Source organism: Vibrio sp. 2-1-2a (assembly GCF_032648565.1).
Taxonomy (GTDB): domain Bacteria; phylum Pseudomonadota; class Gammaproteobacteria; order Enterobacterales; family Vibrionaceae; genus Vibrio; species Vibrio diabolicus.
Map to the genome: position 1 here is coordinate 764,767 of NZ_WBOH01000003.1, position 14,147 is coordinate 778,913.

The 14,147-nt window shown below is 43.8% G+C and carries 13 protein-coding genes; 5 read left to right on the plus strand and 8 right to left on the minus strand.

Annotated elements, in window-relative coordinates; all coding sequences use genetic code 11:
- Positions 1-70 precede the first annotated feature (70 nt).
- From F7Y48_RS11715 to F7Y48_RS11750, 8 genes are all read right to left on the minus strand, one after another.
- A complete protein-coding gene (locus F7Y48_RS11715) occupies positions 71-919 on the minus strand; it encodes a mechanosensitive ion channel family protein (protein WP_005392418.1) in 849 nt (282 codons plus the stop codon).
- 96 nt (positions 920-1,015) lie between these two features.
- Positions 1,016-2,356, minus strand: coding sequence for an HlyD family type I secretion periplasmic adaptor subunit (locus tag F7Y48_RS11720; RefSeq protein WP_047008476.1), 1,341 nt, complete (start codon positions 2,354-2,356; stop codon positions 1,016-1,018).
- Entirely contained in the window at positions 2,331-4,049 is a 1,719-nt protein-coding gene (locus F7Y48_RS11725; RefSeq protein ID WP_104970486.1) for a type I secretion system permease/ATPase, read from the minus strand. Before F7Y48_RS11725 ends, F7Y48_RS11720 begins: the two co-directional genes overlap by 26 nt.
- A gap of 152 nt (positions 4,050-4,201) precedes the next feature.
- Complete coding sequence (locus F7Y48_RS11730; RefSeq protein ID WP_005392412.1) at positions 4,202-4,792, minus strand: calcium-binding protein; 591 nt, start codon at positions 4,790-4,792, stop codon at positions 4,202-4,204.
- Between the two features lie 207 nt (positions 4,793-4,999).
- Positions 5,000-5,656 carry a LuxR C-terminal-related transcriptional regulator gene (locus F7Y48_RS11735; RefSeq protein WP_316684268.1) on the minus strand — a complete coding sequence of 219 codons (657 nt, stop codon included), beginning with the start codon at positions 5,654-5,656 and terminating at the stop codon, positions 5,000-5,002.
- 228 nt (positions 5,657-5,884) lie between these two features.
- Positions 5,885-6,553 (minus strand): LuxR C-terminal-related transcriptional regulator, encoded by a 669-nt coding sequence (locus F7Y48_RS11740; RefSeq protein ID WP_005392407.1) that lies wholly within the window; start codon positions 6,551-6,553, stop codon positions 5,885-5,887.
- 248 nt (positions 6,554-6,801) lie between these two features.
- A complete protein-coding gene (locus tag F7Y48_RS11745) occupies positions 6,802-7,002 on the minus strand; it encodes a restriction endonuclease subunit S (RefSeq protein ID WP_005392406.1) in 201 nt (66 codons plus the stop codon).
- A gap of 56 nt (positions 7,003-7,058) precedes the next feature.
- Entirely contained in the window at positions 7,059-8,975 is a 1,917-nt protein-coding gene (locus F7Y48_RS11750) for a methyl-accepting chemotaxis protein (RefSeq protein WP_257888219.1), read from the minus strand.
- A gap of 310 nt (positions 8,976-9,285) precedes the next feature.
- Here F7Y48_RS11750 and F7Y48_RS11755 point away from each other — a divergent pair, with 310 nt between their 5' ends.
- The 5 genes from F7Y48_RS11755 to F7Y48_RS11775 all read left to right on the plus strand — a co-directional run.
- A complete protein-coding gene (locus F7Y48_RS11755; RefSeq protein ID WP_005392397.1) occupies positions 9,286-10,242 on the plus strand; it encodes an AAA family ATPase in 957 nt (318 codons plus the stop codon).
- A gap of 14 nt (positions 10,243-10,256) precedes the next feature.
- On the plus strand, positions 10,257-11,183 hold the full coding sequence (locus F7Y48_RS11760; RefSeq protein WP_316684276.1) for a DUF58 domain-containing protein: 927 nt from the start codon (positions 10,257-10,259) through the stop codon (positions 11,181-11,183).
- A 38-nt stretch (positions 11,184-11,221) separates the two neighbouring features.
- On the plus strand, positions 11,222-11,698 hold the full coding sequence (locus F7Y48_RS11765; protein WP_047008481.1) for a DUF4381 domain-containing protein: 477 nt from the start codon (positions 11,222-11,224) through the stop codon (positions 11,696-11,698).
- Positions 11,691-12,695, plus strand: a complete 1,005-nt coding sequence (locus F7Y48_RS11770) for a vWA domain-containing protein (protein ID WP_258508645.1) — start codon at positions 11,691-11,693, stop codon at positions 12,693-12,695. The genes F7Y48_RS11765 and F7Y48_RS11770 overlap by 8 nt, the downstream gene beginning before the upstream one ends.
- Positions 12,688-14,147, plus strand: a 1,460-nt coding sequence (locus F7Y48_RS11775) for a VWA domain-containing protein (RefSeq protein ID WP_316684280.1), incomplete at its 3' end; no start/stop codon positions are given. The genes F7Y48_RS11770 and F7Y48_RS11775, both read left to right, overlap by 8 nt.

Below are 14,147 nucleotides of genomic sequence, written 5' to 3' on the forward strand. Positions count from 1 at the left end.
CCGTTAGAAAAACAAACCCCGCTATGTTTGATAGCGGGGTTTGTTTTAACTGGCGTACGACACTTCTTCTCTATTTTTCACTCACCACAGGAAAGCGCTGCTCATAAAGTTCCATAAAGTCTTTACGAATCAAATGCTCCAAGTGGTTAGCTTTATCGGTCGGGCAGAAAATCATAACATGCAAAATCTGCTCACCATTGATATTGCTAGAAATATGCATATGTGGCTCTGCACCGGGAAGATCGACCCCAGCGTGTTTTTCAATCATCGCATTGTAGCGATGTGCAACATCACTGAAGTAGCTACAATGCTCTTCAATCTTGTCGGTCAAGATTGGTAACAGAGGATACAAATTAACGAAGTCTTTCACCACGATAGAGAAATTGTGGTAGACGTAGCGCTTCATAAAATTGAGGTTCTTTACTGGGTAAGTAAAAAACATACTATTGGGTAAGGTCGCGGTTTTTCCGGTGTAGTGATATTGCCCATGGTGCAGGTCGATCTCTTGAATCACCGTCGCCATCATATTGTGCTCGATCACTTCGCCGCACAGTTTACCGACCTCAATCCAGTCACCGACACGAAAAGAACGTGAGCTTGCTCTTTGAATCGAGCCTGTAAAACACAAAATTATCTCTTTGGATGCCACAACAATGGCAACCGCTATCGCCGTGACGCTTAGAGCAAACTCGTTTATTTCTGATTGCCATAAAATAAATAAAATCAGTAATGTAACGGCAAAGGTGCCGTTCTTAGTTCTGGACATCCAGCTGCGCTGATCTTCAGAAAGAAAGGCATGGTCACCACGAATCATCGATAAAATGGTACGACGAATTAACCACATAATCACAAAGATCAGTGCGGTAAAAATCAGTTTATGAGTGAGAAGAAAATCGACGACTAACTGCACTTTCTCCATTCCACGGCTCCCTTAGAATTAAAATACGGCCTAGTAACGGGTAACCATAACAAATTATTTTGTCAGTTGTCCGTGTTCACTCAAGTACTTTTGAGATTACTCCTCTCTAAAGGCGCGATTCATGCTTTCAGTGATTGGCTTTATTAAATAACTTAAAGGCGTTCGCGGTTCAGATAAAATAAGCACTTCCGCGTTCATTCCTGAAGTTAAGCGGTGTTTGGCTACATCTTCTTGCGAAATTGCAATTCTAGCGAGGTAAAAATCCTCTTGGTTTTCTTGTGAAAGCTTATCCGCAGAAATCGTTAACACCGTGCCGTCTAATGGTGCCAACGTTCTAGCATTCAGAGCGGTCAGACGAACATGCGCCTGCTGACCTGGGTTAACTAGATCGATATCCTGAGGATTCACGCGAGCCTCGACTAACAACTTATCGTCTTGAGGAACCAACTCTAATAGCGTTTCACCCGAACCAATCACACCTTTTTCGGTAAACACCTGCATGTTGACCACACGGCCTGCAATAGGTGCATTGATGGTTGTTCTCGCTACAATATCTTGGGCTGAGCGATACTCTTCACGGATGGCGACGATTTCCTTTTTGGTGTTTCGTAGCTCCTCGACAATCTCATTCAGTCTTTCAAGCTTCAACTCTTCAATTTGCGCTTGGTTTTCATCCAACCTTTTGCTTACTGTGAGTGATTGTCTGTCTAACTGACTTAAGGTACTCCGCACTTCCGCCGCAAGACGTTTGAGTTGAAGTAAGGTGGATTTACCCGAAAAGCCTTTTTGAACTAGAGCTTGGTTACTGTCTATTTCTTCGGCGATAAAATTGAGTCTTTCTCTCTCAATTACTTTGGTTTGCTGGAGGTTTTCCAGCTCCAAATTTGCCCCAGAAATACTCTGCTCAATGATGCTCAGCTTACTATCAAAGAATCGCTTTCTCGCTTCAAAGATCTTGTTTTGAACCAGTTGAGCTTCTTGGACGATATCGACGCGAGGAATACTTTCAAGATCATCAGACCATACGATCGTTGGCAATTCATCTAGCTCAGCACTTAGACGGTTTTCCTTCGCTAGAGTATGAATAAACTGACCACTTAATGAATCCAACTTCGCCATAGCTTGTCGCTTAGAGAGTTGAATTAATAATTGACCTTTTTCAACTAAGTCCCCCTCCTGCACGTACAGCTTTTCAATAATGCCGCCTTCTAGATGTTGAATTTCTTGGCGCTTAGTGAGAACAGACAAATCGCCATAAGCAATCGCAGCACTCTCTAATTTCGCTGTCGCAGCCCAGTAGCCTAGACCGCCAAGAAAAACACTTAGCGTCACCACACCAAGTAAAATTGGCTTTCGAAAGCTTAGTTTCGCTTGCGGACTAAAACGATAAACGGTTTCAGACGGATGTTGATTAACGGCTGGCAGTTGATTGCTCATTTCTTACCCTTGGAATATCTGTTCTTTCTTCGCCCATCAAGCGTTTTAATACTTCATCTTTATCACCGTATAATTTGACTCGACCTTCAGCCAAATACAGCAATCTATCCATTTGTCGTAATGTACTCGGATTATGGGCAATGACGATAATCGTTGATCCTTGCGCCTTTAAATGGGCAATCAAACGTTGATATGCAGCCTCTCCTTCACCATCAAGGTTGGCATTAGCTTCATCGAAAATCACAATAGATGGATCGCCATAAACGGCTCTTGCAAGTGCGATTCTCTGCCTTTCTCCTCCTGATAAACCACGGCCATTTTCGCCAATAACGAAATCATAGCCTTTGTTTTTCTTGAGTATTAATTCATGACATCCTGCTAGTTGCGCCGCCTTAATGACTTTAGCGGGGTCTTCTTCTTTGAAGCGCGCGATGTTCTCCCGAATTGTGCCAGGAAACAACTCTACTTCTTGAGCGAGATAACCAAAATGGGCGCCGCGATCTTCCGATGCCCAAGTAGACACTTCCATACCATCAAGCGTAACCTTACCTGCTAATGGCTTGATCGTACCTAATAACAACCGAGCAAACGTCGATTTACCAGTACCAGAAGGGCCAATAACTCCGACAGCGACTCCGGGAGGCATAGATAAGTTGATCGATGAGAGTACAGGCTCTGCTGTGCCAGGATGGCGATAAGCAAGTCCAGTAAGTTCATAGTGCCCTTTTGGCTTTGGCAGTGGCATATTCGATTCATCTTGGCGCACGATTGCGTCGATTTCTTTTAGTCGTTTATACGCGCCTTTAGCAGACATAGCACTTCGCCATGTTCCAATCGCCTGCTCCATCGGCGAGAGTGCCCGACTCATTAAAATGGAACTCGCGATCATCGCTCCCGCAGTAATCTCATGTTGGATCACTAACCATGCTCCGCCTCCCAACAAAAAGATCTGTAGTGAACCACGTACAAACTTAGAAAAATTAGCCATGTAAATGGACTTACCTGCCACTCGCTCTTCGAGCACATTGACTTCATTCACGCGCGACTGCCATTTCTCTAAAAACGCGTTCATCATCCCCATCGCAAGAATTGAATTGGCATTTTGCGTGGCTAGCTCGGCGTTGTTGATATGAGAGATCGCCCTAACTTCACTTTCTTGCATGGTTTTACGCGTCATTAGCTCATTGAGTAGCCCGAGACTAAACAATACGATAGACCCGAGTAACGCGATGTGACCCAATACTGGGTGCAATAAATATACGAACAAAATAAACAGCGGTGTCCAAGGCGCATCCAATAGTGGATAGGGTGCTTGGCTGCTCAAAAAGCTTTTGATGTTCTGAATGTCTCGCAGCGTTTGCGAGGTGTAACTCTTCCCTGTGTGCGATTGGTATTGAATGCTGCGCTTAAGCATAAAAGTGGACAGTTTGGTGTCCATCCAATAACCAAATGATTTACTCATTTGAGCGCGAGCGATATCAATAATCGACATGGTTAGTAACGCGACAATCACGATAATAGTGAGCAAAAGTAGAGTATCGGTTGAATAGGAGGATATCACTCGGTTGTACACTTGAAGCATGTACAAGGGAATCGAGAGGACTAGTATGTTGATAAAAAGGCTAAAAGCGATTAGCAAGCCCGCAAGCGTGCATAGTTTTTGTCTCACTTCTTTGAAAACCGTTTTTTGCACGACTATTTCCGTTTAAATTGAAAATGTAGGCGCTAGCAAAAGCTAGCACCTAACTTAAGACAGCCTCAAATACACTCTAGAATGACCGAGTTAGTTCACCTCAGCGTGACAGAGCCACACAAACTAATCCCATTCTGAGTGATTTAAGTCATTTAGATTGCAAATAAATCCGCACCGTAAGTATTGATGTCAGTTTCGGTAACGCCAATGAGTTTCACGGTTAGATCAGCACCATCGGTAAACACGGCATTACCTACAGCATCATAGCTAAAGCTTAAATCACCGAAGTCTGTGACCGAGTCGCTAATAATGTGCAAAGAATCTTCACCAATGGTGAAATCCACAACTTTTGCTTCGCCATGGCCACCAAACTTATCCGTGAACACAAACTTATCGCCATTGCTGCCGCCTACTAGAACATTATCACCAGAACCAGCTACGAGAATATCTTCACCGACGCCGCCATTTAGTTTGTTGTCACCCAACAAACCCAAAAGCAAATCATTACCTGTACCACCGCCGAGGTAATCGTTTCCTGTACCAGCCCTTAGGATGTCATCACCAGCACCACCAGTTAGGCGATCATCACCGTCGCCGCCGATCACATAATCGTTACCGCCACCGCCAACAAACGAATCATTACCACCAAAACCAATAAACAAGTCATCGCCGCCATCGAAATCAGCAAATTGGTTATTTACACCTGCATCGCCTAGATACGTGTCATTGTCACTTGTGCTCATTTTTATTCCCTCTTGTCTTAATAATTGAATAGACCTTTTATTCTATGTCTGAGTAGATTTGTAACAGACATGAGAAGTCTAATAGTCAACCGAATAGGAATAAGTTTGAATATGGGATGATATTTCAGACTGACATTTTAATAATAAATATAAAACTTAGTACTTTATAGAGTATTTTCTTTTTATTACAGTAAGTTAATACTAGTACTACAGATTTCGCCTAGCCCAACTTGTTGCTTGCGTACGGTTCTTTACTTCTAACTTTCTAAAAATATTGTATAGATGTGATTTAATAGTATGCTCACTGATAAATAAAGAATCAGCAATTTCCATATTTGAGCCTCCTTCTTTCAACATTTTTAAAACTTGAATTTCACGCCGAGTAAGCTCTACCTCGATAGCAGGCTCAATAATGCTATTCGCATCTTTTCCTCGATAATAATTAACCAGCTGATCCAGTAATCTTCGAGACAGCCAATTATCTCCTTTTATTATTGCTTTTAACCCCTGACACACCTTGTCCATGGAGTCTCCCGGACCGAATATACCCTTTACATGCGGCCATGAGGCGAGTTCTTCTGTGTCTAAGTCATAACCTAAATTAAGCATTATGGTTCCTAGCACTTTATTACTATCTTTTAAATAAACTAAAGTTTCGGATGGAATCTCAACTGAAAAATCAACAAGCAAAAAGTAGCGTTCCGGAATGAGTTCGTGATAGCTAGGGTTTTTAGTATCTATGATCGTTATTTTAGTTTCTATATTTTTAGAAAGCATTTCCTTAAAGTTTTCACTCTGTAAACTTTGTTGAGTGAGCATTAGGACTTCAGGCTTTTCCATATACTGTTCCATAATGTTTCTCATACTTTCAGTGACTTAACATTCTTAAATTCGTCGTTAATCGCCCGCACTTAGTGTGATATGTAAGTGCTAGTCCACAGAGTAAAGTTATTTGCTACTTTTTTAAATTCCAAAGTTATTAAAAAGAGAATCAAAAAAAGTGTTTCTCATAAAAGAAACACTTTTAACACATTTAGGTCACAGTAATGATTAAGAATTCACTAAATTAAATAACGCAATATTTCAAGGACATTACACTGTTAACGAGTTATCCGAAATATTTTCTTTCGCCCAAATAAGTGCTTGGACTCTATTTTTTACTTCAATCTTCTTGAAAATATTGTGTAAATGAGTCTTTACCGTATTCTCGCTCACAAATAGTTGTTCGGCAATTTGTTGATTGGAAGCCCCCATAGAGAGAAAGGTAATTATTTGTTGCTCTCGTTTGGTCAAAATAGCGGGAACATTCTTATTTATCGGTTTGCAGTGGCGACGAAGGTGAGTAATGTATTGCTGAGAAAACTTACGGCTGAACCACATATCCCCCTGAAGTACCTTACCAATCCCAACTTGCAGCGTTTTTATATCATCAGAGGTATAGAAAATACCTGCTAGAGTACGCCAAGCAAAAAGATCTTCAGTCGAAATGGATTGATCACAATTAATTAAGATTTCGAGCGTATCTTTCTGTTGCGACTCTTTAAATTCCGAATAACGCCGAAAGATTTCATCAGTGATCACGCTGCAATCAACAATAATGGCTGACGCTAAAGGCGAATCTAACGCTCCTTGAATAAGAGAGTCTGGTGTGATTAGAGCAACACTAATACCGAGTTTGGTCTCCAATACATCTTTCAGCAGAGATGACTGCAGACTGCCCTCCGTGATTAAAATGACATTTCTTGTTTTTTGTTGCTCCATCCTGATCGCATTCCCTTGGTCGCTTTTATTGAAATACGCAATAGATTTAGATAGAGCAGTAGTATTGTCAAGTATGAAAATAACTAGTACTAATTAATAACTCATTGAAGTGTCAATAATTTTTAAGTGGCAAGTATGTAAGAGGTATTAGCATTTTTCAGGCATTAAAAAAGGGAGCATACACTCCCTTTTTTGTATTTGAGTTGGTGATTTTGTCGCGCCCGTTAGAGCCGAAACCTCACCCTAGCTTAGTGAACTGGAACAGAGTTTTTTTGGTTAAATTTACCAAAGTGTTGCTCTAACACTTCTGGCGTCAACTTACCTTCTGCTTCCAGCTTTTTTAGCTCAGCGACGATCGCTTTTTGCTCTTCTAGCGACGGCAGTTTTACTTCTGGCTCCTGAGCGGCTTCCTGAGAAATCTGCTCTAGTTCTTTTTCGAAGTCATTCATAGTACTTACCTAAATTTAGTTAGTGAACTTTTAAACTTCGGCTATTCTATCCAACTCTATAGCTTGAAGCTACCAACCATCTTGTCCAGACGTGAAGAGAGCGCTTGAAGATCACGACTTGCATCCGCCAGCTCTTCTGCCGTTGCCGTTGTCATTTCATTGATCGCGTTGATTTCTTCAATGTTTTGGTTAATGGTATGCACCACTGTGGATTGCTCTTCCGTCGCCGTCGCAACTTGCGTATTACGATCAGAGATGTCTGTAATTCGCTCAGAAATATTGACTAACACTTCCACTGCTTCATCGGTTGAAGCGACCCCTTCAATAGTGACCGCTTTACCCGCTTCCATCGCACTTACTGCGTCTTGTGCGTCACTTTGAAGTTGGTTGATCATCCGTTGGATCTCTTCTGTTGAATCAGCCGTGCGTGACGCTAGGTTTCTTACCTCGTCAGCAACCACCGCAAAACCACGACCTTGCTCTCCAGCACGTGCAGCCTCAATCGCGGCGTTCAACGCAAGCAAGTTGGTTTGTTCTGATATGTCACGAATTACGCCCAGAATCGAGCCAATATCTTTAGTTGTCGATGCCAGCTGCGTGACGACAATATTGGTCGTTTCTACGTCATCAGCTAGGCGGCTAATCACCTCTTTGGCTTTCATAACCACTTCACGACCCGTTTGAGTATTATCAGAAGCCTGATTTGCCGTATCGGCAGCAGTAGCCGCGTTCGATGCAATTTCGCTGATGGTCGCACCCATCTGGTTAATCGCCGCAACAACTTGAATGGTTTGATCACGTTGCTCTTGGCTGTTGTCATGTGTGGATGTTGCTTTCGTCGATACACTTTCTGCCGCTTGACTTAATGAGCCGCTAGTTAAAGCAACTTCTTTCATTGTGGCGTGGATCTTCTCAATAAATCCGTTGAAGCCTTTTGAAAGCTGAGCAATTTCATCATTACCCTGAATTTCAATGCGCTGCGCCAAGTCGCCTTCACCTTGCCCAAGGTCAGTAAAACGATCGGCAATCAGTCGAATTGGTTTAGTAATACTATTTGCCAACCATACGCCCATCAGAATGAATACAACGGCGACAATGATGGTCGTAAACAGCATTTTTTGCGCAGTAGCATTTAGGTCCGCGAAGACTTCATCGACAGGAACTACACCAATGACAAACCAATTCATTGAAGGAACATACAAACTGGAAACAAACGTGTCCTGCCCTTCAAAGTCCACATTAATCAAATTGAAGCTGTTTTTATTCAGCAGTGCACTCGCATCACTACCAAATAGCTTGGTGATAGAAGTTTGGTTTTTACCTTGTTGACGATGTATTTGAATCTCACCCTGTTCGTTAGTGAGGAACACATAACCCGTATCTTCAATTTTAAACCCATTGAGCAGCGCAACCATGTCGTCCATCGACTTTGAAAGACCTGACATTGATGTACCATTTAAGTCTTGGTAGTTGGCAAACATTTTTACTTCGCCGTTTGCCTCTTGGAAAACGCTCACTGACGTTTCTTGACCAGAAGACGTAAAGCCAAAGAACCAAGCATCTTGAGTTCGATTAAGCTGACGCAAGAACCCGTTTTGATTCCAGTAATATGCCGTTTGACGATTGGCTACCGACGCATCATTAAGTCCGTACTGGGATTTAACGTTATTGAGCTGCTGAACTAACTGAACTTCTACCGACGGATCGCGGTCTGTATTAGATAGAGCTTCGACAATAAACTCGTTTGTTGCGAGCTGTTTTGCGGCTTGTTGCATCTCTACAACTTCGCGGTCAATTTCTGTATTGATTTGCTGCAGCATCGCAGGTAGTTCGATATCAACAAGACGGTGGCTCAACACATCTCTTGCATGACGTTGAGCCATAACACCAACGATAATTGTTGATGCTAAAACAGCAAACGTAATACCAAGTACAACCTTCTGTTTGATGCTCAAGGAATGAAGTTTCAACATATTCGGACCTTTTAAAAGAATCACTTGTTATTGGCCCCATTAGGGGAATCTGGTGCATATCTCATGACACGCACATCACAGAAACTTTATCGGCTCACATATACAAAACTAGAGGCATTTCTCACTATATTATGAAAAATAAATGTAACGCCCTGTCAGATAAGAACTTTCAGTGATAGCAAGTACTTGCAATTCTCTGCAGAGTCCCAATATTGAAAAGATAAATTGCGAAAGCGCATTGGAACTTTTTCCATCTGGAAAATGACCAATACTCAACACAAAAATCAAATGGATATCGAGAGTCCAAAGCATGCATAAATCTAACTTCGAAACTCTTCAGCAATACCTAGAGTCGCAGATCATTGGTCAGCAAGATCTAGTCAAACAACTGCTTGTTGCCCTTTTGGCAGATGGACATATTTTGGTTGAGGGTCCTCCTGGGCTAGCAAAAACCCGTGCAGTAAAATCACTCTCAGATTGTGTTGAAGGCGACTTCCACCGAATTCAGTTTACCCCTGACTTGCTGCCAGCCGATTTAACCGGCACCGATATATTCCGCCCCGAAACCGGAGAGTTCACTTTCCAATCTGGTCCTATCTTCAATTCTCTTATTCTTGCGGATGAGATAAACCGTGCACCGGCCAAAGTACAAGCGGCGATGCTTGAAGCAATGGCAGAAAAACAAGTCACAGCAGGTCGCCATACCTACCCACTGCCAGAGTTGTTTTTGGTCATGGCGACTCAAAACCCGATTGAACAAGAAGGGACTTATCCACTACCTGAAGCACAGCTAGATCGCTTTTTATTACATTTAGAAGTGGAATACCCAGATGCGGAACATGAGCTATCTATCTTGCGTATTAACCGCGGTGAAGCAAAAGGCGAAACTACCGTCGAGCGCCCAATGTTAAGCCAACAAGATATCTTCACTGCGCGTAAAGAAGTGTTGGATATTCATATGGCAGAAACGATAGAGCAGTACATCGTCCGTTTAGTTATGGCAACACGTCGAGCCAGCGAATATGACACTGAGCTGGATAAGTGGTTGTCAATGGGCGTTAGTCCACGTGCCACCATCGCTCTGGATCGTTGTGCCCGTGCGCACGCTTGGCTTGCAGGTCGTGATTTTGTGTCCCCAGAAGATGTTCAAACCATGGCTTATCCGGTTTTGCGCCACCGTTTATTACTGAGTTACCACGCTCAAGCGGAAGGCATTACGGCAAACCAAGTCATTGATAAGCTGCTAAACCTCGTTGGCAGTGCATAAGACGAGGGAGTGATATGTCCACAACGCATCCACTGCCACCTCATGCGAATGGGGTGACATTAACCCTTGAAGAGCTGCTGCAATACCGCACTCAATCTGTACGTTGGTTGCCACCAGCACAAAGTATCTGGTCGCAAATGAGCGGTAACCATACCAGCCGCCAAAAAGGGCGAGGCATGGATTTTATGGAAGTACGCCAATACCAACCTGGCGATGATATCCGCAGTATTGATTGGCGGGTAACTGCTCGTACAGGGAAAGCGCACACAAAGTTATTTGCAGAAGACAAAGAGCAAGCTGTGATTCTTTACCTTGACCTGAGTTCTAGCCTGCATTTTGGGTCTAAGTATATGCTTAAGTCGGTTCAATTGGCTCACTTTGCCAGCGTGTTGATTTGGCTCACTTTGGCTAAAAAGGATCGCATCGGTGCGGTGATTGACGATGGACATCAATGTTCTGAGTTTCGCCCTTCCTCTCTACAAAAACAGGGGCTGCGGATTCTTAATGCTATCGTCGATACACATAACGCGCAGGTGGCTCGTACTGCCAACAACGAGGCTCGTACACTGCCGTATACTCAGGTGTTAGAAACACTTCATACACTGACACCTAAGGGCAGCGAACTGATTATGCTCAGCGACTTTGCCCACATAAGCGCAGCAGAGTTGACGCAGTTACGTCGACTAAAACAGCACAACAGTGTGAGGGCTATTCAGTTTTATGATCCTTTAGAAAGAGGTGAAACAAACTTTAGAGGTCAAGTAAAAGCCTCGGATGGACAACGTAGTCAATGGTTCAACTTTGGCTCCAAGGGCCAAAGAAAGGAACTCGAAACACACTTTACTCAACACCAAGAAACCATTAAACAGCAATGCCATTCGATGGCGATTCCATTTAACACGCTATCAAGTGGTTGGCCCTTGATTTCACAATTAAGCTAACAAACTGTACAAGCAGCATTTATTAAGCAGTAATAATAATGACAACAAACAACCAAAGCCTAGACCTTGAACCTCTGATTTTACCAAACGCTCCGGATTGGTTTCCGCTCGCTTGGGGATGGTGGGCAGTGCTTGCGGCCACCGTACTTTTCGTTTTCAGCATTTATCTTTATACGAAATGGCGTAAAAAACGCCTACGCGCGCAAAAGGCAGCCTTAAAACTTTTAACTCAATCTGTCACACCTCATACCCCTTCCTCTGCTCTAGAAATATTGCGTCAGGCGGCATTGAGTTACTTTCCGCGTGAAGAAATCGCGCCATTAACAGGAATCGCTTGGTATGAATTTCTCGATAGCCATACCAAAGAAACTCGATTCGTAGACAAACAACATCAGTGGCAAGAAGCGCTGTATCAGAAATCCTCTCAAGAAAATCATCAAAGCTTGGTCGATGATTGTGTCTTTTGGATAACTCACGCTTTGCCACCAAAGAAAAAGGCAAATAACCGTGACTGAGCAAACACTCATAACCGATCTTGCCCAATGGCTAAACATTGAATTTGTCTGGTGGTGGGCACTATTTTTGCTGCCTGTCCCCTGGCTGGTATACAAGCTCCTGCCACAAGAATCTCAACAAGCCGAGATCAAATTGGCGTACTTACCAGCTAATGAGAATGGCAGCAAGCCTAAGCAAGCCCTGCAAAAATCACTATCAATGGCGATCTGGGTTCTTCTTATCATTGCTTGTGCGCGTCCAGTTTGGTTTGGTGATCCAGTTGAGTTCCAACCCAAATATCGGGACTTGATGTTAGTCGTCGACCTATCTGGCTCGATGCAGCAAGAAGACATGGAGCTCAACGGCGAATACATCGACCGCCTCACCGCTGTCAAAAAAGTTCTGTCTGATTTCGTGGCAAAGCGAAAAGGCGACCGTCTCGGGGTTGTTTTGTTTGGCGATCACGCGTATTTGCAAACGCCACTCACTGCAGACCGTAAAACCGTCATGCAGCAGATTAATCAAACCGTCATCGGCCTGGTTGGTCAACGAACCGCCATTGGTGATGGCATTGGTCTAGGCACGAAAACCTTTGTAGACAGTGATACTCCGCAACGAGTCATGATTTTGCTTAGTGACGGCAGCAACACTGCCGGTGTGCTCGAACCGCTCGAAGCAGCGGAAATCGCAAAAAAATACAAAGCGACCATTTACACCGTAGGCGTAGGTGCTGGTGAAATGATGGTGAAAGAGTTTTTCATGACTCGTAAGGTTAACACCGCAGCCGACTTGGATGAGCAAACACTAACTAAAGTGGCAGAGATGACTGGTGGACAATATTTTCGGGCGCGAGATACTGATCAGCTCGAAAAGATCTACGACACGATCAACCAGCTCGAGCCCGTGTCAAGCGACACGCAAACTTGGCGTCCGCAGTCAGAATGGTTCCCATACCCATTAAGCGCTGCATTCGTACTGTCGGTATTGTTATTCCTACTGAGGAGAAAACATGGCTGAGTTTATTTTCCTTAACCCTTCTTGGCTTTGGGGGCTCATCGCAATCCCTATTGCGCTCTTGCTCAATCACAAATTTAGAGCAAAAAAATCGACACTGATTGCCCCTCACCTAGCTAAAGTGCTCGGACAAAATACGCAGTCCAAACACTATTTTATTCTCTGGGGCGTAGCTTGGGCGGTTGCCTGTATTGCGCTAGCGGGACCAAGCTGGCAATCCAACGCTCGCCCAAGCTTTGAGTTAAACCAAAACCGCATTTTGGTGCTTGATATGTCTCGCTCGATGTTCGCTACGGACATCAAGCCTAATCGACTCGCGCAAACACGTTATAAGGCGCTGGACTTACTTCCTAAATGGAAAGAAGGGGCTACGGGTCTTATTGCTTACGCTGGCGATGCCTATAACTTAAGTCCACTGACGACTGATTCCAGTACGCTTGCCGGCATTATCGAGAATTTGTCACCAGAGCTAATGCCTTTTCAAGGGGCAAACCTGCCTTCCGCAATTGAATTAGCGCTCAACCAGTTCTCTCAAGCAGGTGTGCAACAAGGCGACATCATCGTGTTAGCTGATGACCTTGATGAGTCAGAACTGTCTCGCGCGTTGAATTTAGTCGAAGGTAAAAACATTCGGATCTCTGTTCTTGCAGTAGGAACCGCTAATGGTGCTCCCATTGCCCTACCCGATGGTTCTCTTTTAAAGACTGCACAAGGCACAACTGTCGTAGCGAAAACAAATCTGAAGAATTTACAAATACTAGCAAAGAAAACAGGTGGAATTTTTGTTCCTATTCAGCACACCAATCGCGATGTTGAGAGAATTTCGGCCTTTACGAGCAACGTTGGCAGTCAACTTTCGGCCAAGAAGAGTGAAGAAGTGAGCACTGACTCTCGCTTAAACGGTGGCTTTTGGTTGCTGCCGCTGTTACTTCTGCCTGCAGCTTTACTGTTCCGACGCGGCCTGATTTGGATGTTTGTGGCAACAATAATACCGATGACTTGGACACAACACGCCGAAGCAAATCCGTTCTTAAATGCCGACCAACGAGGAGCGGAACTCTACAAGCAAGGTGAGTATGAACAGGCGCAAAACCTATTTACAAACCCAAGCTGGAAAGGAGCCGCCAGTTACCAAAAAGGTGACTACGAAGCCGCTATCGAAGCATTTTCTCATGACTCCTCTCCTAACGGCCGCTATAACCTTGCCAACTCTCTGGCGCAAAATGGTCAATTAGAAGAAGCAGCAGAGCTTTATAAAAAACTGCTTGAAGAAACGCCCAACTTTGAAGCTGCAAAGAAAAACTTGTCGGTTGTGGAACAGAAGCTGAAACAGCAACAGCAACAGCAACAGCAACAGCAACAGCAACAGCAACAGCAACAGCAACAGCAACAGCAACAGCAACAGCAACAGCAACAGCAACAGCAACAGCAACAGCAACAGCAACAGCAACAGCA